The following is an 18,349-nucleotide window of genomic DNA, read 5'->3' as shown; positions in this document are numbered from 1 at the left end:
TTGCGGCGGCCCCTTTCGGACCTACTGATCGATGAAGGGTGAAGCGCGCTGTGCTCGCGTGATGTCCCAGTCATCGATGAAGGCGCGCGATCTCTGGGCGAGCGCCGCGATTGCGCTCGCCCGATCCTCGTACTTGCCGGCGAGGGCAATGCGACATCGGTGCCCGTTCTTCCAGTGCAGGTCAGCGTGCCCTGAAGACACGCCATCCAAACCTGACCCGTCCAACTCAATCACCACAAACCAACCGTCGTATTCAAACCGATGAAGTGCAGCGTCGGATGGCATCGCAAAGACCTCCAACAGAGAGTGCCTACCCTCTCCCTCCGGATGAAAAATATATCCTGTCGGCTCGCCGTTGTCAGCCGTCTACCGACGAGTAGGGGCTCAGCCAATCGACAGCAGCCCGCGCCGGCGCCATGCCTCGCACCCCTGGTGCGGTCGATCAAGGTCCACCGTCCGCCAGCAGCGCTGCAGTGGGTGGACGCACACAGCAATCCCCAGCTGAAGTCCGAATGCCAGATTCTCAGAGTGTTCGCAGCTTCGTCGGGAAGATTCGCCCGCTGGTTGTCTACCATGCAATTGCACGTTGCTAGCATTGCAAATGCAAGTATGCTATGTTGTCCCCATGAGCACCACACCCAACCCTGCAGCAATGTCCGCCGCTGGCGTCATGGCGAAGGCCTTCGAAGGCGTGTTCGTCCATGCCTTCTCGCGCGGGAAGGACGATTTCCGTGGAGCGGGAACGCGCTTCTTCCACGTCAGTGAAACGGCCTGGGGACTGAATCGAGGCGTTGCCGCGCGCTACGCGTCGTGGAGCGTGCCTGCTCGCTGCTTGGACGAGTGGTTCGAGGCATCGCGACTTCCGCGCAAGAAAGACCTCCTCACGGCCCTCAGCGTCAATGCGTCGACGCTTTCGCGCACGCGCCCCGAGACGCCCCTGGAGCCCGGCGTCACCGAGCGCCTGTTCCGCCAGTCGGACCTGTTGGTTCGGGCGGCCGAAGTGTTTGGGGAGCAGGGCCCGACCTGGATGACCAAGCCCCATCCCCTGCTCGACGGAAAGACGCCCATCGAGTTCGCGACGAACGAATATGGCGGCGAGAAGGTGCGCGCGATCCTCAGCGCAATCAAGCACGGGGGCGTCGTTTGACGCTGTCGGTCTGGCGCATCTGCACGACCAAGGACTTGCGGCGCGACCAACTCAGCTACGGCTCGACGCTGTCACCGGGGCGGTGGCACTTGCCGTCCCCGGACGGGCTGCCTGTAATCTACGCGGGAGGCAGTCGCGCGATCTGCCAACTCGAGAAGCGCGTCCATTGCAACGGCGTGAAGCCGATCGGCCAAGCCCTGATTCGCTTCGATCTGCCCGACGGCGCCGACCTGCAGGATGTTCGCGATGACCTTCCCGCGGACTGGATCGACCAAGAAGCGCTCACCCAATCGATCGGCGTGGCCTGGCGCAAGGCTGGAGGGGCACTCGGCCTATGGGTTCCGTCGGCCGTCGAACCGAGCGAGAGCAACATCGTTCTGAACCCCGATCATGCGGCTTTCGAGCAGGTGGCGGTCACGGTCGAGCGCAATCCATTCGAGTTCGACGACCGAATGTTTCCTTGAGCTGGCCCTGAGCATGGAAATCGTGCAGAACTCGCCGTTCGGCATCGTTGCGCCCGCAAGCACCTCGCCGGAGGTGGTGAAGCGGGTCCACGACGCTTGAAGCACGCGATGGAAATCAACAGGCTCGGTCTCGAAGTACAGAGAGGCGCTGAGCTGATCGAGAGCGCGCGAGGCCTCGATCCACTCCTGGAGGCTCGCGGCACTGGATCGATCGAGTTCCAAGAGACCCGGAGGGCCGAGCGCCTTGTGGGAGCGGGCGACGGTATGTTTCTTCTTGGCACGTCTCGGATGGATCGCGACGCGTCAGGCCGCCTCGGTGGGCTCGTAGCGCTGTGTATCGCGCTCGCGCAGGGCGTCGATGATGAACCGGCGCAGTCGTTCGTAGGGCCCAAGGCGAATCATGTCGCGGGAGGAAACGTCGCCGAGCATGGGATTGCGCGTAAGGAACCAAGTGGCTGCCTTGGCCACGTCGCCGGCGAACGTGGAGGCGACGAGGTTCATGGTGTTGGCGATCTCCGCCAGACGCCCACGAACCTGCTCCGGATTTGCGTCGTCGTAGCGCACCGACTTCACGGAGACCGACGCCAGGTGCGATACATCTTCCTTTTTCAGGCGAAGCGCCTCGGACACCTTGCGGGCATCGAATTGCGTCCTGTAGCCAAATTGGAAGGCGTCCTTTGGCACGGAGTCGAAAAGACCACGATTGCCATGACCCACACCTCAAGCAGTAGGAAACGCGTGACACACACGACACGACCACACGTCAACCAAGTTTTGGACGAGTTTTTAGCTGATCTCACGGACTGCGCTCGCTCGCTTAGGGCCCCTGCCCTGTGCTCGCGGCGGATTGACAAATGACACGATGTAGATACACTAGTATATACATCAGTCCTTGAGCCCAACCATGCCGCAGACCACCGCCAAACTTTTCGCCACTGGCGGCAGCCAAGCGGTACGACTGCCGGCTGAATTCCGCTTCGAGGGCGCAACCGAGGTCTACATTCGCCGAGACGAGATCACTGGCGACATCATTCTTTCGGCGCGCTCGCCCGTCGACTGGCGAGCCTTCATGCACCTGCGCGAGCAATTGGGCCCAGTGCCTGAAGACTTCCTGGCCGAGCGCGAGCAGGCGGAGCAGCAGCGCGATCCCTTCGAGGGCTGGAAGGAATGACCTTTTACCTGTTGGACACCAACGCGGCGAGCGAAGCGATGCGTGGCCACCCGGCGTTCGATGCGAAACTGCAGTCGCTGCCACCCGGTCAGTGGTGCATCTCCGCCGTGACCTGCTCGGAGATCCGCTACGGCGTGGCCAAGCGTCCCGAGGCCGTGCGGCTGCACCGGATCGTGGACGAGTTCTTGCGCATCGTGCCCATCCTGCCCTGGGATGCCCTGGCGGCGACCCGTCATGGTGCCTTGCGTGCCGACTTGAAGGCGCGCGGCACCCCCATTGGCGACTTCGACGAGAAGATCGCGGCGCACGCCCTCGCCCTCGGCGCCGTGGTAATCACGGACAACACGCGACACTTTGCGCGTGTGCCGGGTCTTGTGATCGAGAACTGGCTCAGGCCGGCTGGTCACTGACACAAGGTCGGTGAACCGGATGGTCGAGATCGGTCCATGCTGGCCGCATCTCGGATCCGGAAATATTTCAGTCGCGGCAGGATTGGTGAACCTGCGTTGTGGTCGGCCATGAAGTGGAGCCACTGGGCCGTCGCTGTCGCCCACCCCTTTGTGGCCCGAACTCCGCAGACGTGGTGCTGCCTTTACCGGTCGCTGGATGAACTGGGGCTCACCACTCCGTTTTCGGTCATTCGGTGCCCAAAGCGACCTCCGCATCGAGGACCGTTTGGATGGGAAAGACGGAGTTAGTGGGTCACGTCTAGATGGAAAACAACAGCCAGCTCCCACGAAAGAGGCTGCGCAGCACAAGTCGCTGCCACCGACAGGACGAGCGTCCAAAGGATGATTTTCTCGCGACTTCGCGGGGAGTTCATGAGGCGACGTGTCTGGCGGACTGGAGAGGAATCGACGGCGGGCGCGACGGAGTTTGCGCCCCGAATGTCCCGTGTTTGGCAACCGGCGGGTCTCCAATGCGGGAGGACGCCGCCCGCGAGAGGGTCGGGACGGCGCTCCCCGCGATCGGGGGGCTGGAACCCTCAAAACCTCCCGCGAACGGCCCAAACGAGGTTGTGACTTCTACATCCAGCCAAAGCACGACGCGCCTCCCGTTGGAAGGCTGCTCTGACAGAGATGCTAAAGTTGATGCAAAATTGACTCATCAGTGATTCAGGACCAGCCATGCGCACCACCGTCACCATCGAAGACTCTCTGTTCGAGAAAGCCTTGGAATTGGCCGATCCCGACATGGACAAGGCGGAGATCTTTCGAGAAGCGATCCGTACGTTCGTGCGTGTTCAGGCAGGCAAGCGCCTCATTGCGCTCGGAGGGGCCGCCCCCGACATCAAGGACGTCCCGCGGCGTCGAGGCGAGTTGATCTCGCCATGAGCGTGATCGTGGACACCTCCGTCTGGATCGACCATTTCCGCAGCGGCAACGCCGCCCTTGTGAACTTGGTCGGCTTGGACCTCGCCTTGACCCATCCAATGGTGATCGTCGAACTGGCGTGCGGAACTCCGCCCTCTCCGCGAGAGCAAACGCTTGGCAGCCTGAGCCTGCTGAGGTCGTGCAATCAGGCCACGTTGGACGAAGTGCACGAATTGATCGAGCGCGAAAAGCTGTACGGACTCGGGTGCGGATTGGTCGACATGGCGCTACTTGCGTCGACCCTCATCACCCCAGGCGCACGGCTATGGACCCTTGACAGGCGCTTGTTGGAACTGGCGCAGCGATTCGAGGTCGCGCATGGCCTCCACTGAAAGTCCAGTCGGTCGTTTGGGTTTCTCTCACCTTTGCTCCTCCGTTTTCACCCGTGTAGTGAAGCTCCTGCGCCAATTCCTTTCTGGCGGCCAGCGAGCTGTCGAGTTCAAACAACTTCATGAGGTCGACGATCGAGGTTTTCCAGTTGTGTTTCTCGCTCGACTTGCTGGCCAGGCCGTCCAGCAGCGCTTGCACATCGACCTCGGCCATGGCGGCGGGGGCCGCCGAGGCGGCGGCGCCTGACGCGCCCGCCGATGCTGGCGTCGCCGCAGGCGGGCTGGCTGGGGCGCCCGACGTGGGCGCGTTCGCGGCATGCTAAGAGGGAAATATCTTGCTGAAGATGTTGCCGAGGAAATCCATGGTGTTCTCCTTGAAAAACGCCGAGTCTGGTCGCCTGAGCCGTGAGGCGTGTGGGACTTGGCCTTCCCTTGGCCGGCAAGCGCGCCCTGGACGGCAATCGCGCCTGCGCTGGTCGACTGCATCACAAGGAAGGTCGATGAGCGCCGCCTCGTTCATTGGGTGGGTGATCGGGCCCATGGTTCACGTTGGGATCCGTCGATCCATCGAGTCAGACATGAGCGCGCCGCCCCTCCACCCGCACCCCTTCAGAATCACGAAGACGCTTTCGGCTGGGTCACGTGGGTACGGGGTCTATCAGGTGATCGTCGAAGATGGGTACGGCGGGTGCAAGACCCATTTCGACCTGCTCGACAGCTTGGTGAGCTTGACCAGCGGATCCCACGGGCACGGATGCGGCATCGCGATCTCCAAGATGTCGGGGCGAAACGCGCCACCGCCGCGTTGAGGAACGGGCAGCAGGTGCGCCGCCCGATCGGGGCCAGCCAACGCATCGTGTCGAGACTTGAATCGCTTCAAAGTTGCGCGGACAGCAGGGAGGCCAGATGCTCAAGTGCTTTCTCTGACAAGGGGCGCTCGCGCCATTCGTCGAGAGTGATGAGTCTCGACTGCTTCAGATCCGCCTCGAACTGGATCCTTTGCATGGATGCGAACGCTTCATCGTAGATGTTGAGGTTCGCCTCGTCGTTGAGACGAAACGAACGGTTGTCAAAGTTCGTCGAGCCGACCGAGACCAATAACCCGTCGACCGTGAAGACCTTGCAATGGAACATGGTCGGCTGGTATTCGCTGATCTCTGCGCCAGCTTCGAGTAGTGGGCCCCAGGCGGCACGTGACGCGCCGCGAACGGTTTTGGAATCGATGATCGGGCCCGGCGTGATGATGCGCACCCGTACACCACGCTGCATCGCCGCGACAAGGGCCTTGACTGTCAGATCGTCCGGCACGAAATAGGCGCTGGCGAGATCGATGCTCTTCGTCGCCGCGGCGATGGACAGCAGGTACATCAGGTGCATGCTCTCGCTCCCCCCGGAAGGAGAACTGCTGAACATCTGAGCTCGACCGCTACCCATGCTGGCGATCGGCGGAAAGTACCGTTCGCCGTGCAACACGTCGCCCGAAACCTTAATCCAGTTGTCCATGAACACGGCCTGCATCTGGGCGACAACGGGCCCTTCGACCTTGAAGTGGGAATCGCGCCAGTGTTCCGCGTCCTGAGCATCGCCTGTCCATGCGGGGGCGATGCCGACTCCGCCGGTGAAGCCGACACGGCCATCGACCACCAGAAGCTTACGGTGAGTGCGGTTGTTCATGCGGGTGATGTCGTACCAGTTCGGCTTGTGGAACTTGCGGATCTGTACGCCCGCGTCCTCCATCTCCTTCACGAACTCCTCGTTCACCTTTGCGCTGCCGACCCAGTCGAGGAGCACGTGCACCTTGACGCCGGCTCGCGACCGCTCGGACAAGGCATCGGCAAACGCACGCCCGATGTCGCCCGACCAGTAGATGTAGGTTTCGAAAGTGATGCTCTGCCGAGCGCTTCGAATGGCAGCCAGCATGGGAGGGAAGATCCGGTCGCCGTTGTGCAGCGCTTCGAATCGATTGCCCTCCGTGATGGGCGGTCCAAGCATGACGCCGAGAGCTCGCTGGTACTGGGCGTCGTGCAGCGCGTATTCACGGCTCACCTGCTCGTCGAGTTTCTTCTCACCGCCGGTGAAGGCGAGCACAAGTGTGGTCGCGGCCACCGACAGCACGAGCGTCCAAAGGATGACTTGCGTACGATTTCTCAGGGAGTTCATGGTGGCGTGCGACGTGTCTTGTGGTCTTGAGAGGAACGACGCCTCCACGGAAGTTTCGCCCCGAATGTCTGGCCTTTGGCAACCGGCGGGTCTCCAATGTCGGTAGGACGCCGCCGCGAGAGGGTCGGGATGGCACTTCCCACGATCGAGAGAGGACGCGATATTGAGATGAGTGGCATAGAGACCCTCGATGCGACGAATGGCAATACCGACTTCCTCGGGCACTTCATGTATGGAGACTCACGCGTCATGGAGAGGCCAGAGCGCAAACGCTCGCTTTGGCTTGCTCAAGCGGAGTACCGAGGCAGGAGCTTATTGGGAGTTCAAGCCGTAGAGACCGTTCTGCAATATGGGTTTTGACATTCGCTGCCAACGCATCCACCATCAGGTCCTCCTACCCCGAACGAGTGTCGGGTTGCCCGCTTCGGCGGGCTTTTTCTTGCAGAGGACCGCTCCCATCGCAGGCAGGCTCCTAAGTCATCAGACCCGAAAACGACGCTGCGGCGTCAAGACCTCGCCTGATGGGACGACTTCATGAAAGAGGCCGCGGCCGCCGTGCACCTGCTGCCGGAGGGCGTCTCAGCGAGGCCCATGGTGCGCTAGACCCTGGTGCCTGACCTCATGGCGCTGTCCGTCCTGGCCCGACGTGGTCCCAGGCTCGGCCGGCGTCTCCGTCGAGCACCAGGCAAATCCTCGGTCAGAAATCCAAGGGCGCCCTGGAGTGCGGCCGCGCATGCCGGGCGGGCGAGAGTGGAGGCTGGACGACTGGAGGCGCTCTGCGCCATCCTCCGGCAGGAGGCGGCGACCAGGCGCGCGGCGCCGCCGCGAATTCGTGGTGGTCTGAAAGGGACGCGGGAGTGCAATTCGCTGAGCTAGCGTCGGCGCCAAGTCTCGGTTCTGGCGGCGCGGCACGCTGCTGATGAGGACGTCCAAAACCGGCTTGCCTCGCGCCCGTGGACGGCCAGGAACAACGGCCATGGCTGATGCCCAAGTGTTCCGGAGCACGATGACCCGCCCCCGCCTCCTCAGGAGACACCGAAGGTAGACGATGCCGCCCTGCCTTCGAAGGCGCTGGCGATCTCGAGGCCCGGGCCGGCGGGACGCCCGAACGAGATGCCGCGCTTCAGGCGTCAGGCGCTACGCCGGCTGGCGGGCTGGCTCGCATGAAACCAGGCAGTTGAATCACCGCGGCCGCTTGAACCGCACTGCGGGCACCGCACCCGTCCGCCTGACCTTGACCCAGTCGCGGCTGCGCGTGCCGGGCAGGTAGAGGCTGTCGTCCCGCTTGGCAACCAGGCCCTCAAGCTTCAGGCCCAGAACGGCGTCGTTGAAGATGCGCGGGATGTCCGAGTCGAAGTGGCCCACGGCCAGCACGTTGTTGGGGCTGGGGTCGAGCAGCTCGCGGAGGAGTGCTTTGCGCTGGAACAACGGCCGCTGGGTAATGTCGATGCCGTGGTCTACCATGAGGTCGAAGACGGCGTAGGACACGGGGGCGCAGCCTTCGGACCAGCGGCGCCGGCGCGCGCGGTCCTGCAACCGCTTGAAGTCCGACCGGCCGATGTCATCGAAGACGCAGATCTCCCCGTCCGTCACATACGGCCCGCCGCGCACCGCGGCCAGCGACTCGGCCACCTCTGGAAACCAGCGGGTGGCATCGGCGCCGCCGCGCGTGCGCAGCCGACACTGACCGTCTCCAAACAACGCCGTGAGCCGGTACCCGTCATACTTGATCTCGTAGATCCAGCCAGGCGCCGTCAGCGGGAGGGGACGGTGGTCGAGGAGCATCGGCGGGTAGTCATCGAGGTCCATGGGCGAACAGTGCGACGCATGTAGGGCACTGGCTGTCAGCAATAGGCGCATTCTGCTGAATGCAAAGTCGTCGCGCGCGGGTCGAAATGACGTCTTTGTTAGGAGACTCACATGGCAGATGACCCCAAGAAGACCGGTCTCGATCGGAAACTGATCGCCCTGACGGAACCCCACGAGATCCGCAGCTGGACCGAATCGCTCGGCGTCGACGAGAAGACGTTAAAGGCGGCCGTGGCGGCGGTCGGCAACTCAGCGGAGAAGGTGCGCGAGTACCTCCGGAACAAATGACCGGCGGCCGAGCCTCGAGCGCGGGCCCGGGCGGCCCGGCGTTTGAACAGGCCGCCGCATCCTTGAAGGCAACGCCGCGCAAGCCAGTGCGGCGCGCGCCGAAGGAAGGCTCCACCGACAGTGCAGCGAAGGTCACTGCGCTGGGGCAAAAGGCGCTGGCCCGCGCCAAGTCGAAGTCACCCGCCCGCGGTCGTCGACCATAAAAGTTGCACTTAGGGCTTGAGCGCCCGTTTAGCACTTGCTGATCGGACTCGATCAGAAGCTCTGGGGCGAGGAATGGCTCCTCCAATCGAAAGCGCGATCCGGTCAAGAGCAATGGAAGGTGGCAACGAACTGACTCGCGGATCGATTGGCCGAAACGCCTTGATGCGACAACTCGCTGGCCAGCCGCCAAGGCGCCGGCGGCTTCTCCATCCCGAAGTGACCCGCTGCGCCGGGCGCTCGATGCTGCTCGACGTTAGCGCCGTCAAGCTATCGTCAGGGCGGATGCTGCAGGCGTCGCCAGCCATCGACCGGCCAGTCGCTTCGCGCTTGATCCGTATCGCCGCCGTAAACGACGCTGCCTCCTCCAGCGCGTCGGGAAAGGCAGCAGCAGAACTACGAAGGCCCCAAAAGTACTCGACGTTGATGGGTGTCACCCGCCTTGATCTCGACAGCCCGAAGCTGGCGTCCTTCAGGAATCAGCAGATCGACCTCGTGCCCGGTCGCATCGCGGAAAAAGTACATCTCAGCCGAGTCCCTGGTTGAATCGGGTCTTGAGAGCCTCCATGATCACCCGGGTCGCGCGCCACCTGTTCGGCGCTGCGCAACCCCGACAAACCAGCAGGCCAGACCCACGTCGTAAAGGAAAACTTTGGGCTCCAGCCGCTTCGACGTGTTGGTGAACCAGGGGGGCGGGACTTGCACGATGTAGCTGGTGTGGAGCAAATCAAGCCACGCCGGGGCGGTGGCGTGTGAATGACCGGCTTCATTGCCCAGACTCGTGAGATTGACGAGTTGGCCGACGCGCCCGCCACACAGCCGTACGAAGCGCTCGAAGCGCTGAAGGTCGTGGACGGCGGCCAATTGGCGAAGGTCGCGCCCGACGTAGGTCGCGAAATAGTCACCGAGCGCCTGCGAAGGGTCCAGGCTTTGGTCGTGGAGGCGCGGAAAGATGCCCGTCAGGAGCGTTTGTGGCAGCGACTGACCGGGTGCAGGCGCGCAACTTCGGCTAGAGAGAAAGGCAGGGCTCTCGAGTCCGCGGGCTTGCACGCGGCACGGGGTTGTCGTACTTTTCGTGCGACTCGGTGCGTTTGCTTGCAGTCTCTTCGTTTGCGAACACGTCTGGGAAACTCCGGCCTTGTGCATCAGGTTCCCGCCGGGAGCCCAAGATGCCGGCAGTCTCACCCGCCGCCAAGTACGATTCCGTGCAGATGCGCCTTTTCCGACTCCCGATAGCAGCCAGGACACCGCCCCTCATGAGCATCCGCGATCCCCGCACCATTGACCGCAGCCGCAAGGCCGCCGCAGGCGCCGCTATCGGCATCGCCTTGTGCGCTGCCGCTGTCGGTTGCACTGGCCGTGACGATCGATATACGCTGTACCGTGATAGCGTGGTAGACCCCACCCAGCGCGTCCATGTCGCGACCTTTGACGCGGCCGACGGCGACGCATACAACCGCGATAACTGCGAAGCGGCAAGGGCCGTGTTCCAGGCCCACCCTGATATCAGAACCAAGTTCTGGTGCGAGAAAGGGCACTTCAAGAAATAGTCGCGCGGCGGATCCGAGCGCCCGGACAGACGAGCGCCTCGATGCCGACGATGAGCACGCGTGCGCAGCGAAAGCACTTGGCTCCGAGCACCGGGGCCGCACGACCAGTGGCAGCGCAGGCCCTACTTCTCCCCGGCCCTTTCGGTCAGCGTCCTGACCATCTGCTGCAAGATTGCCATCAATGCGGCGCCCGTGAGGCCGAACATCAGCACGCCGTTCGCGGCCTCGAGCGGGCCGAGCAGCTTCCAGCGCTTGGTCATCACCACGTCACCGTAGCCGAGCGAGCTGAAGTTCACCGCGGAGTGGTACACCGCCTCGTACAACTCGCTGAACTCGCCCAGCACGATGAACAGCGATCCCCAGATCATGATCTGGAGGAAGTTGCCTAGCACCAGTACAACCATCACGGCCAGCAGCGAGCGGATCTGGACGAAGGGTCCTGCGACGGCGGTCTCGCGGTTCGATTGGCGGTAGTAGTAGCGAACGCTCCAGAAGGTGAAGGCCGCCTGCAGTACCAGGCACAGCAGGACGGTCGGCAGCCCGATCGCGAGATTGATCAGCATCGCGTGATTCCTCCGCTCAGCTCCGTTTGAAGAACAGCGTGTCGAGCACGGGGTCGTTGAAGTTGCGCCACCACTGCGGCATCGCGCCCTGGCGCGGGCGCTGGAGGTCGGCGGCGAGGGCATCGATTGAACCGCTGCTCCCGCCGGACAGCCAGGGGACGCGGGGGCGCTCGAAATCAGGGCCCACGGTCGTGCAGCCTCCGAGCGTCGCGGCGGCGGCACCGGCCAAGGCCTGGGCTCGCAAGCTCGACCCCCTCGAAGGCATCGCGGGCATCGGTTCAAGAGACGATCGGCAACTCGCCCTCCAATTCGGCGATGTCGACGATGTCGGGGTCGGTCGCCACCCACCGCATGAGGATCTGGTAGCCCAGACTCAGTGCCGTGGCGCCGAGGAACATGCCCAGGATGCCGGCGCCCGCCAAGCCGCCCAGCGCACCGATCAGCACCACCGGCATGGGCGCATCGACGCCCCGGCCCAGCAGCAGCGGCTTCAGCACGTTGTCGAGCATGCCGGCGACCAGAAGAAGCGCCGTATCGACGACGGCCGGCACGGTCTCGTAGTCTTTGCTAAGCCAGACGTAGGCAATCACCGGCACGGTGACCAGCAGCGCCGGCACCTGCGCGACGCCCAGCACCAGCACGATCACGGCCAGCACGCCGGCGAAGGGAACCTCGGCAAGGATCATGATGATGCCCACAGCCATCGCCTGGATGAAGGCCACGCCGACGACGCCCAGCGCCACTGCGCGAATGGTCGAGGTGCCCAGAACAGCGAACTCCTCGCCTCGCCGGCTGCCGACAATGCGCCCGAGGATGGACTGGGCGGCTTTGGCACCCGACTCACCAAAGGCCATGATGATGCCGGCGATGATGAACGAAAACATGAAGAGCAGTATGGTTCCGCCGATGCTCGCCACCATCCCCAGCGCCTTGGCGGCCAGTTCGCCGAGTTCCGGCTGCATCCTCTGAATGACCGCTGGCATGTCCGTATGCGCAAGCGACCAGAAGCCATGGAGCTTCGGGCCAACGACTGGCAATTCGGCGACGCGCGCCGGCGGCGCGGGAACCGCAAACGCGTTGGCTCTTACGCGCTCGATCGTCCCGTGGACCGAATCGCCCATCGAGCCAAACACCACCGCCGTAGGCACGACGATCAGCGCAATGCCGCCGAGCACGAGCAAGGTGGCTGCCAGCCCCTGCTTGCCGCCCAGCTTGCGGGCTAGCGCCTGATGGCCCGGATAGATCGTCACGGCCAGGATCAGCGCCCAGGCCATCATCGTGATGAATGGCGCGAAGATCCGATAGCACAGCAGCGTCAGGGCCAGGACCAGACCAACCCGGATGTACACATCCATGAGCTTCCTGGACAGCCGGGTTTCGAGGACGAGATCGGGCCTTGCGAGCATGTTCATGGGTCGACCTTCGAAAAGTAGACGACGTAGGAATTTTCCTGAGTTTCCTTGCCTTCGAGTTGACGACTCTCAACACCGCGGTATTCATCCCTGCCTGGGCGCGCGCAGTTCCCGGCAATCAGGCGCGATCCAGGGACCGCCGCGATGGCTCAAGGAACGGCCGCGTTGATCTATTGGCGTTTACGTCAGACGCGGCGCCAGGTCGAGGTGCTGCCAGTCATCGACCACCGTGGTTGCGAACTCTCAGGTGCCGCAGCCGGCTTCCGACGCCGTAGCGCGCGCCGCGGACGATAGCGGCGTCGACATCGTCGGACGTTCGCGCATACTGGTCATGAAGCGCGAGTAGCGCGAGTCGGCCGACATCCTGTTGACTGCCGCCGTCAGCGCGTCCTTGGGGTCGTGTGGATTTCGCGCACGGTCACATTCCGTGCGTCGCAGTGTCGCCAGAAGCGCCGGGTCCGCAAGGGTGTGGCTTGTATATGGCTACGACCCGTCTCGGTCACTCCTTCTGGCCGAGCACCTCGCGGGAATGCCGCGCAATCATCAATTCTTCGTTCGAGGGGGACCCACGCCGCCACCTTGCTCGACGCCGTGCTGATGAGCGGCTCATCCGCGAGATCCGCCGCCGAGTCGAGTTCCGCTCCGAGCTAGGCGGCTTCGCGGCACAGGCGCTCGCGCAGCACCGCTGCATGTCCGCCGATGCCCGCGGTGAACATGAGAGCATCAATACCCGGCGCCGCCGCGACGAGCGAGCCGCGTTCGCGGCCGATTCGGTAGACATAGAGGTCGCTGGCGAAGCGGGAGCGCGCGTCATCGCTGGCCAGCAGGGCTCGCATTTCGCTCGAGAAACCCGACGCGCCCAGCAGGCCGGACACCTTGTAGATCAGGTCCTGGGTCGCACGCGCAACCATTCGCAGCTCGTCCATCAGGTAGAGGATCACGCCGGGGTCGGGTTCAGGTTGCCGCAGCGCGTGCCCATCGGCAGCCCGTCGACGGCATGAACCTCTCATAGTACTGGCGAGACTCCGTCCGGCGGCCATGGCACACCTGCTGGCGCCATTGCCCAGGTGCGCGACGGTGGTGCGGCCCGCCGCTGCTCTCGGGTCGACTGGGCCAGAACGCTCGCGATGTACTTTAGGACAGACCGTGGAATCCTAATCGCCGCACGCCGAGCCGCGTGAACGAAGCCGGCAGGGCAACGGCTTGGCCCGACTCGGGCTGCGAGCGATGGAACGCGGTGTCGACGCAGGCCACCTGGGGCATCCGGCCGCTGCTGCGCGAGGATCTGTATGGGCTTGAGGTCGTGCGGCAGGTACAGAGGCGCCAGGGGGATTCGGCTTGGTGCGCTCGGAGACCACGTCCGTGTGATCCGTACCGCCTGAGAGAACGCGATTCCGCCGTGCTCGACCCGGTGGCCGACCGCGGACCGGGCATAGCCCACGTTGTGGGTGCGCGCTTCCTCCCGCCCCAGGGCGCGCGCCAGGTCGATGGCCTTCTGCACGATGTCCATCTTGTCCCAGCATCGGCGCGATGCACACTGTCGGGCGCATCGACGATCGGAATGCCGGCGATGTCCACATTGAAAGTCCTTGCCGCAGCTTCGATCAGGGCACGCGGACCGACGACGATCGGTGCGATCAAGCCCAGCCTCATCGCCTCTCGCATGCCTTCGGGTGAACTTTGGTCGAAAGGGGTGCACTACGGGCGTCGGTGTGGCGGCAGCGCCTCGCAGGCTTCTATCAGGCGATCGTACTTTTCTTGCCTCGCGCTCATGGTCGCTCCTTCCTGCGTGCCCGGAACCTCAATAGGGCGGATTCACCATCACGAATTGAGACCCCTGAGGCTGATACCACTGGCTGCCGCATTGCTGGTACACCATGCCGCCGTAGTTGACGGGGACGCAGTTGGCCGGCACGGAGCGCACGACGGAGCCGACCACTGCCGAGGTCACGGCGACAGCGGCCCCAACGGCCACCGCACCCGCTACAGGATGGTAGTCATTGTCCCACCCGCCACAGCAATTGTTGTTGCCGCTGACGTTGACGTTGACGCTCCGATTGGCATTGACGTTTGTGTTGCGATTGGCATTGACGTTGGCACTGCGATTGCTGTTGACATTGTTCACGCTGGTGCTGCGGACGTCGTTGGTCCGCACGTCGGCCCTGTTGTTGTTGATCTGGGCAGCCTGCCTGCCTGCGCCAGACGATGCAGCCCCAGTGCCACCGGCGCGAGCACCGCCGCCCGCGGCGTTCGCGCGGGCACCACCGCCCCCTCCTCCTGCGCCCGCGCTTGCGCGAGCACCTCCACCACCTCCTGCGCCTCTCCCTCCTCCGCTGCCGTCGCGCGCCGCCTCGGCCGCAGGGGTCAACGCAAGACTCAGAAGAAACAGTACGCCTGCGGGAACCGCAAGCACCCTGCTGAATGATCGCCTCATGGTTACCCCTCCCCTACCTGGCCTTGACCGGGACAATTTCGATGCGCGTCGCACCCTTCGGTGGCTTGAACTTGAACGTCGCTTCATTGAACGACGGATCCACCTTCCATTCGATGAGACTGATCGATTGCGGGCGCGCATCGTCACCGCGATTGGTGATCACGAGCTTGAGCGGCAATGGTTTTCCGCCGGTCGCGATCCATATCTGCCAATCGAAGTCGCCCTGGCGAAACGCGTAGTGGTCGCAGAGACTGTTTCCGATAATGTCCTGCCCGGCATTCATGGCCGACTCGATCTTGTCGACCGGCGCCGCGGGGGTACCCCACGTGAACAGATCGGACATGGGAACCTCGACACCGTATTGCACTTCGAGCTGGTCGACGAGCACGCTGTTGGGCCCGGAGAACTCGACGGTCGAGTAGTATTTTTGAGCGGGCGCGTACAGCGTGACCGTCTTGCCGTCATAGAGGATTTCGCGCTCTGAGCGAGCGCTCCACATACGGGCGCGCAGCTTGCTCGGACGCGCCGCCTCGACCGTAGCCGATGCGGTGTGCATCAGTTTCTGGCCATCGCTCAGCACTCGTTCGGCCGTCAGCGACGTCGATGTCCGGAAGCGATCCAGCGTCTGCAGGTAGGCGCCCATGTCCTTGAGGGCCTGGATTGACGCCGGGTCGACGGCGTTGCCGGCGGGCGGGGCAGCAGGGGCTGACGCGGTTTGTGCGATGACAGGTGCCGTCAGCACCAGCGCGAGCACGGAGGCTGCGAGTCTTCCGGTGTTCATTGGTACTCCTTGAGGGATGCGTGCCCTCCCCGGCGCCCTTCTCACGTTGATGCGCTTGTCAGTCGATCGAGAGCGCCACTGCTTCGGTGTAGGTGGCGTGGACTTGATCGCCGACCTTGATCATCTTCAGTTGATCTGGATCTCGCACTTTCAGGTCGACCTCATACTCCGTCCCGCGCAGCGTGATCATCTTGGTCTTTCGGTTCACGGCGACCACATTCGCAGTGACTTCGACTTGCCTGCCCAACGACCCGCCCGGGCGTTCACCTTTCACGGTCCTGCTGCCGGTCACAGGAGAGTCGACCCTGCTGCGTATTTCATTGCCGTCCTTCACCAACGTGAGCGTCAAGGCCTGCGCGTAGCGGACCGTGACCCGGTCGCCCACCTTGACCTGTTCGAGGTTGCGCGCCTCAGGGCCGACGGCCAGCGGGATCAGCTTGCCAGTCGCATCCTTGACGGTGACATGGCGAGTCTGGAGATCGATGGCCTCGACGACACCAGTGACCTTGACCAATTCCTTGATGGTTCCTGTGCCGGGCTTGGTCGAAGCGGTGATCTCGGTCCCGGATTGGTCTTTCGAGAAGGCGACAGGCAGCAACGTGCCGAGCACCACCGAGACCGTGAGCGATGTGAGGAGCTTCATGCGAATTCCTTTCCCGAAGTGGACAGCCACGCCGGAATTTTGGGCGTCTGTGCGGCCTCCACATTGACTTTCGTCAATCCACGGGAACTATCCAGCCATGCCGCACCGGTGTGTCAAAGAGAGCCTGCGCCACAAAAGTCAGCGGCCCTCGCAGTCGATGCGGATGTTGGAGTAGCTTCCCACCGCCATGGTGCCGGTGTTGTCCGTGTCGGTCATCACGGCGACACCCGACACTGGGCCGGGGTCGGCGCCATAAGCCTTCTTGTAGTCGTCAGCAAGATTGCGCCGAACCGATTGCCAGCGGCCCAGGTCGCCTGACCCTGAGGAGACGGCAAGCATCTTGACCCGGCTCGTGTGCGCAGAGGGGATCAACGTGCCAACCGGGACCTGATCGGTCCAGATGTACATCAGCACGGCATAGGGTATTTCACGCCCGGTCAGATTCTTCGCCCGACTGAATCGCTTTCGCTCCGCCTCGGAGAGGCTGGCGATATCGCCGTCGAAGGCCACCAGCACACGCAGTGGCGCGTCCTCGCGGTCCTTGTCGCGGTTGTCAGCGCCCGCAATCAATGCGTCGGTCTTCCATTCCCAGTTGAGGGTCATGGACGGGCGCAGCGAGGGCTTGAGCCGCGCCACGAATAGCGAGGCAGAACGGTCTGCGGTGGCACGCAGTACCACTGAGCGATCGCCCTCGTGCACAACGTCGTATTTCGTGTCACGCTTCAACTTGGATAGAGGAACGTGCGTCCAGGCCGCGCTCTTGTCATCGAATGCGAGATCGCGGGACCGGCAAGGCGATCCCGGGTCTGGCGTCGCGGCAATGGCCGTCACGAAAACCGTCGACATCAACGTCACAAGGACGCGCGGGGATTTGGTCACGGGATCGACATCCGTCAGTACTTGATGTCTCGCTTCTCCTGCCGACCGTCTTGCTTCGTGTTGCGCTTGTCCTGCCGGCACGCGGCGTTGCTCTTCTGGTTTTCGGCCCGGCAGTCCACCTTGTCCGACCGGGCGTCCTGTTTGGTGGCCTGATTGGCACTCCTGCCCTGTTGTCGCTGTTGCGACTGATCGGTGGCCAGGGCAACGCTCGAAAGCGCCAGGAGCACGGCTGCGGCCAACAAGCCAGCGGGCCGGCTCCAAAGTCCATATCCTTCGACCATTTAAATTCTCCTTTTCTTTCGATTGCGACAGTGGTTGTCCCGGGGTTCCATGACGACCTCGAAGAGAAGCAGTGAGACACACTCGACGCCGCTTTGGGGGGAAAGCCGGCGGACAGCAATTGTCTTTCCCTCGCAGATCCGCGCATTGACGTTTGTCAGTCAACGCGGGTACTGGAGACTTGATTTGACGCCAGTCCACGGGCGGGCGCGTCTTCTACTCGACATCCAGCATGGACCACGAACTCACTGGAAGTTGCTGAAGCGCAACTCGAGCCACCCGATCGCCGTATCAATTGAAACTGAAGGTATTGCGCCCACTCGCAGGTCAACTCACCGACCCTTGACAAGGCGAGGAAGTCCAACCGCCCGGACCACGTTCGCATCCGGGCCGTACGACTACAGCCGCTGGCACATCACCTGTTCGGCGCCTGCTTCAGTCATATACGCCGTTTCTTCGGCTTGCCTATCTATCCTTCGGCATATTGGCCTCGATCGAAGGTCACACCAAAACTGACCGCTCCATAACTCCGTGAGGAGGCTTTCATGTTCCACCGACGCACCCTTGCCGCTTGCTGCGCGCTAGCCGTCCCGTACGGGGCCTGCCTTGCGCAGACCACGTTCAGCGCCGAGCAGTACTTCGACGACCGCTGGTACATCACGCCCTTCGGCAGCTATGTCCATCCGGACGGTGACCGCAACGCCGACAACGGCTGGGGCGGCGGCTTGGCCGTCGGCAAGCCCATCAGTCCCAGCTGGAACATCGAGCTGCGCGGCCAGTACGAGGAACTCGACGGCAAGTTCGGCACCGGCTTCGGCGCCTTCAACAGCACCGACAAATACAAGAACTGGAGCGGCACGCTCGAT

General features: G+C 63.3%; 23 protein-coding genes and 3 pseudogenes. 9 read left to right on the top strand and 17 right to left on the bottom strand.

From position 1 onward, the window contains the following. Window positions 1-21: 21 nt before the first annotated feature. On the bottom strand, window positions 22-285 hold the full coding sequence (locus tag QTI45_RS31360) for a hypothetical protein (protein ID WP_286657133.1): 264 nt from the start codon (window positions 283-285) through the stop codon (window positions 22-24). Between the two features lie 340 nt (window positions 286-625). Here QTI45_RS31360 and QTI45_RS31355 point away from each other — a divergent pair, with 340 nt between their 5' ends. Together QTI45_RS31355 and QTI45_RS31350 are read left to right on the top strand one after the other, a co-directional pair. Beyond that, on the top strand, window positions 626-1,147 hold the full coding sequence (locus QTI45_RS31355; protein WP_286657132.1) for an antitoxin Xre/MbcA/ParS toxin-binding domain-containing protein: 522 nt from the start codon (window positions 626-628) through the stop codon (window positions 1,145-1,147). Then, window positions 1,144-1,611: an RES family NAD+ phosphorylase gene (locus QTI45_RS31350; protein WP_286657131.1), complete on the top strand. Its 468-nt coding sequence runs from the start codon at window positions 1,144-1,146 to the stop codon at window positions 1,609-1,611. The genes QTI45_RS31355 and QTI45_RS31350 overlap by 4 nt, the downstream gene beginning before the upstream one ends. A gap of 303 nt (window positions 1,612-1,914) precedes the next feature. Here the strand turns inward: QTI45_RS31350 and QTI45_RS31345 are convergent, their stop codons facing one another. Next, window positions 1,915-2,295 (bottom strand): hypothetical protein, encoded by a 381-nt coding sequence (locus QTI45_RS31345; RefSeq protein ID WP_286657130.1) that lies wholly within the window; start codon window positions 2,293-2,295, stop codon window positions 1,915-1,917. Between the two features lie 220 nt (window positions 2,296-2,515). Here QTI45_RS31345 and QTI45_RS31340 point away from each other — a divergent pair, with 220 nt between their 5' ends. The 4 genes from QTI45_RS31340 (at window position 2,516) to QTI45_RS31325 (ending at window position 4,487) form a co-directional block, all read left to right on the top strand. Next, window positions 2,516-2,782, top strand: a complete 267-nt coding sequence (locus QTI45_RS31340) for an antitoxin (protein WP_286374415.1) — start codon at window positions 2,516-2,518, stop codon at window positions 2,780-2,782. Further along, window positions 2,779-3,192: a type II toxin-antitoxin system VapC family toxin gene (locus QTI45_RS31335; protein WP_286657129.1), complete on the top strand. Its 414-nt coding sequence runs from the start codon at window positions 2,779-2,781 to the stop codon at window positions 3,190-3,192. The genes QTI45_RS31340 and QTI45_RS31335 overlap by 4 nt, the downstream gene beginning before the upstream one ends. Window positions 3,193-3,909: 717 nt before the next feature. After that, on the top strand, window positions 3,910-4,116 hold the full coding sequence (locus QTI45_RS31330; protein ID WP_286374417.1) for a type II toxin-antitoxin system VapB family antitoxin: 207 nt from the start codon (window positions 3,910-3,912) through the stop codon (window positions 4,114-4,116). Then, a complete protein-coding gene (locus QTI45_RS31325; protein ID WP_286374418.1) occupies window positions 4,113-4,487 on the top strand; it encodes a type II toxin-antitoxin system VapC family toxin in 375 nt (124 codons plus the stop codon). Before QTI45_RS31330 ends, QTI45_RS31325 begins: the two co-directional genes overlap by 4 nt. On the opposite strand, the pseudogene QTI45_RS31320 reads toward QTI45_RS31325, so the two are convergent. From QTI45_RS31320 to QTI45_RS31310, 3 genes and pseudogenes are all read right to left on the bottom strand, one after another. Further along, window positions 4,402-4,731 (bottom strand): annotated as a pseudogene (locus tag QTI45_RS31320) (DUF3597 family protein); the annotation flags it as partial. The gene QTI45_RS31325 and the pseudogene QTI45_RS31320 sit on opposite strands and share 86 nt — an antisense overlap. Before the next feature lie 629 nt (window positions 4,732-5,360). Beyond that, on the bottom strand, window positions 5,361-6,644 hold the full coding sequence (locus QTI45_RS31315) for a phospholipase D-like domain-containing protein (RefSeq protein ID WP_286374419.1): 1,284 nt from the start codon (window positions 6,642-6,644) through the stop codon (window positions 5,361-5,363). A gap of 1,182 nt (window positions 6,645-7,826) precedes the next feature. After that, window positions 7,827-8,453: an ATP-dependent DNA ligase gene (locus QTI45_RS31310; protein WP_286657128.1), complete on the bottom strand. Its 627-nt coding sequence runs from the start codon at window positions 8,451-8,453 to the stop codon at window positions 7,827-7,829. A gap of 111 nt (window positions 8,454-8,564) precedes the next feature. Here QTI45_RS31310 and QTI45_RS31305 point away from each other — a divergent pair, with 111 nt between their 5' ends. After that, window positions 8,565-8,741 (top strand): DUF3606 domain-containing protein, encoded by a 177-nt coding sequence (locus QTI45_RS31305; protein WP_286374421.1) that lies wholly within the window; start codon window positions 8,565-8,567, stop codon window positions 8,739-8,741. 597 nt (window positions 8,742-9,338) lie between these two features. On the opposite strand, the gene QTI45_RS35580 is transcribed toward QTI45_RS31305, so the two are convergent. Then, window positions 9,339-9,467 (bottom strand): DUF4143 domain-containing protein, encoded by a 129-nt coding sequence (locus QTI45_RS35580; protein ID WP_506555406.1) that lies wholly within the window; start codon window positions 9,465-9,467, stop codon window positions 9,339-9,341. Between the two features lie 45 nt (window positions 9,468-9,512). Continuing rightward, window positions 9,513-10,088 carry a DUF8612 domain-containing protein gene (locus QTI45_RS35555; protein ID WP_444813333.1) on the bottom strand — a complete coding sequence of 192 codons (576 nt, stop codon included), beginning with the start codon at window positions 10,086-10,088 and terminating at the stop codon, window positions 9,513-9,515. Window positions 10,089-10,198: 110 nt separating this feature from the next. Here QTI45_RS35555 and QTI45_RS31295 point away from each other — a divergent pair, with 110 nt between their 5' ends. Next, window positions 10,199-10,492, top strand: a complete 294-nt coding sequence (locus QTI45_RS31295) for a hypothetical protein (RefSeq protein WP_286374423.1) — start codon at window positions 10,199-10,201, stop codon at window positions 10,490-10,492. A 122-nt stretch (window positions 10,493-10,614) separates the two neighbouring features. Here the strand turns inward: QTI45_RS31295 and QTI45_RS31290 are convergent, their stop codons facing one another. The 10 genes and pseudogenes from QTI45_RS31290 to QTI45_RS31245 all read right to left on the bottom strand — a co-directional run bounded on the left by QTI45_RS31290 (window position 10,615) and on the right by QTI45_RS31245 (window position 17,485). After that, window positions 10,615-11,055: an ion channel gene (locus QTI45_RS31290; protein WP_286374424.1), complete on the bottom strand. Its 441-nt coding sequence runs from the start codon at window positions 11,053-11,055 to the stop codon at window positions 10,615-10,617. Window positions 11,056-11,071: 16 nt separating this feature from the next. Then, the gene (locus tag QTI45_RS31285) at window positions 11,072-11,284 is read right to left on the bottom strand and encodes a hypothetical protein (RefSeq protein WP_286374425.1); all 213 of its coding nucleotides are present in this window, start codon (window positions 11,282-11,284) and stop codon (window positions 11,072-11,074) included. A gap of 49 nt (window positions 11,285-11,333) precedes the next feature. Next, window positions 11,334-12,467, bottom strand: a complete 1,134-nt coding sequence (locus tag QTI45_RS31280; protein ID WP_286657126.1) for an AI-2E family transporter — start codon at window positions 12,465-12,467, stop codon at window positions 11,334-11,336. 647 nt (window positions 12,468-13,114) lie between these two features. After that, complete coding sequence (locus QTI45_RS31275) at window positions 13,115-13,507, bottom strand: hypothetical protein (RefSeq protein WP_286374427.1); 393 nt, start codon at window positions 13,505-13,507, stop codon at window positions 13,115-13,117. Window positions 13,508-13,601: 94 nt separating this feature from the next. Continuing rightward, window positions 13,602-13,977, bottom strand: a pseudogene (locus tag QTI45_RS31270) (hypothetical protein). A gap of 291 nt (window positions 13,978-14,268) precedes the next feature. After that, window positions 14,269-14,592: a hypothetical protein gene (locus QTI45_RS35550; RefSeq protein WP_444813231.1), complete on the bottom strand. Its 324-nt coding sequence runs from the start codon at window positions 14,590-14,592 to the stop codon at window positions 14,269-14,271. A gap of 322 nt (window positions 14,593-14,914) precedes the next feature. Then, window positions 14,915-15,682 carry a DUF2092 domain-containing protein gene (locus QTI45_RS31260; protein WP_286374429.1) on the bottom strand — a complete coding sequence of 256 codons (768 nt, stop codon included), beginning with the start codon at window positions 15,680-15,682 and terminating at the stop codon, window positions 14,915-14,917. 58 nt (window positions 15,683-15,740) lie between these two features. Then, window positions 15,741-16,325 carry a hypothetical protein gene (locus QTI45_RS31255; protein WP_286374430.1) on the bottom strand — a complete coding sequence of 195 codons (585 nt, stop codon included), beginning with the start codon at window positions 16,323-16,325 and terminating at the stop codon, window positions 15,741-15,743. 138 nt (window positions 16,326-16,463) lie between these two features. Next, a complete protein-coding gene (locus QTI45_RS31250; RefSeq protein WP_286657125.1) occupies window positions 16,464-17,204 on the bottom strand; it encodes a DUF3047 domain-containing protein in 741 nt (246 codons plus the stop codon). A 14-nt stretch (window positions 17,205-17,218) separates the two neighbouring features. Next, the gene (locus QTI45_RS31245) at window positions 17,219-17,485 is read right to left on the bottom strand and encodes a hypothetical protein (protein WP_286374432.1); all 267 of its coding nucleotides are present in this window, start codon (window positions 17,483-17,485) and stop codon (window positions 17,219-17,221) included. Window positions 17,486-18,028: 543 nt separating this feature from the next. On the opposite strand from QTI45_RS31245, the pseudogene QTI45_RS31240 reads away from it, so the two are divergent. Next, window positions 18,029-18,349 (top strand): annotated as a pseudogene (locus QTI45_RS31240) (hypothetical protein); the annotation flags it as partial.

Source organism: Variovorax saccharolyticus (assembly GCF_030316765.1).
GTDB classification, from domain to species: domain Bacteria; phylum Pseudomonadota; class Gammaproteobacteria; order Burkholderiales; family Burkholderiaceae_C; genus Variovorax; species Variovorax saccharolyticus.
The sequence above is the reverse complement of the archived record's forward strand: the minus strand, read 5'-3'. Positions and strand labels throughout refer to the sequence as shown.

What these genes read in the sequence shown, in the direction of transcription:
- QTI45_RS31255 (WP_286374430.1), bottom strand. Translation starts at nt 16,325, where the DNA reads ATGAAGCTCCTCACATCGCTCACGGTCTCGGTGGTGCTCGGCACGTTG.
- QTI45_RS31340 (WP_286374415.1), top strand. Translation starts at nt 2,516, where the DNA reads ATGCCGCAGACCACCGCCAAACTTTTCGCCACTGGCGGCAGCCAAGCG.
- QTI45_RS31330 (WP_286374417.1), top strand. Translation starts at nt 3,910, where the DNA reads ATGCGCACCACCGTCACCATCGAAGACTCTCTGTTCGAGAAAGCCTTG.
- QTI45_RS31280 (WP_286657126.1), bottom strand. Translation starts at nt 12,467, where the DNA reads ATGAACATGCTCGCAAGGCCCGATCTCGTCCTCGAAACCCGGCTGTCC.
- QTI45_RS31245 (WP_286374432.1), bottom strand. Translation starts at nt 17,485, where the DNA reads ATGGTCGAAGGATATGGACTTTGGAGCCGGCCCGCTGGCTTGTTGGCC.
- QTI45_RS35555 (WP_444813333.1), bottom strand. Translation starts at nt 10,088, where the DNA reads ATGCACAAGGCCGGAGTTTCCCAGACGTGTTCGCAAACGAAGAGACTG.
- QTI45_RS31305 (WP_286374421.1), top strand. Translation starts at nt 8,565, where the DNA reads ATGGCAGATGACCCCAAGAAGACCGGTCTCGATCGGAAACTGATCGCC.
- QTI45_RS31315 (WP_286374419.1), bottom strand. Translation starts at nt 6,644, where the DNA reads ATGAACTCCCTGAGAAATCGTACGCAAGTCATCCTTTGGACGCTCGTG.
- QTI45_RS31290 (WP_286374424.1), bottom strand. Translation starts at nt 11,055, where the DNA reads ATGCTGATCAATCTCGCGATCGGGCTGCCGACCGTCCTGCTGTGCCTG.
- QTI45_RS31325 (WP_286374418.1), top strand. Translation starts at nt 4,113, where the DNA reads ATGAGCGTGATCGTGGACACCTCCGTCTGGATCGACCATTTCCGCAGC.
- QTI45_RS31295 (WP_286374423.1), top strand. Translation starts at nt 10,199, where the DNA reads ATGAGCATCCGCGATCCCCGCACCATTGACCGCAGCCGCAAGGCCGCC.
- QTI45_RS31360 (WP_286657133.1), bottom strand. Translation starts at nt 285, where the DNA reads ATGCCATCCGACGCTGCACTTCATCGGTTTGAATACGACGGTTGGTTT.
- QTI45_RS31355 (WP_286657132.1), top strand. Translation starts at nt 626, where the DNA reads ATGAGCACCACACCCAACCCTGCAGCAATGTCCGCCGCTGGCGTCATG.
- QTI45_RS31260 (WP_286374429.1), bottom strand. Translation starts at nt 15,682, where the DNA reads ATGAACACCGGAAGACTCGCAGCCTCCGTGCTCGCGCTGGTGCTGACG.
- QTI45_RS31335 (WP_286657129.1), top strand. Translation starts at nt 2,779, where the DNA reads ATGACCTTTTACCTGTTGGACACCAACGCGGCGAGCGAAGCGATGCGT.
- QTI45_RS31310 (WP_286657128.1), bottom strand. Translation starts at nt 8,453, where the DNA reads ATGGACCTCGATGACTACCCGCCGATGCTCCTCGACCACCGTCCCCTC.
- QTI45_RS31275 (WP_286374427.1), bottom strand. Translation starts at nt 13,507, where the DNA reads ATGGCCGCCGGACGGAGTCTCGCCAGTACTATGAGAGGTTCATGCCGT.
- QTI45_RS35580 (WP_506555406.1), bottom strand. Translation starts at nt 9,467, where the DNA reads ATGTACTTTTTCCGCGATGCGACCGGGCACGAGGTCGATCTGCTGATT.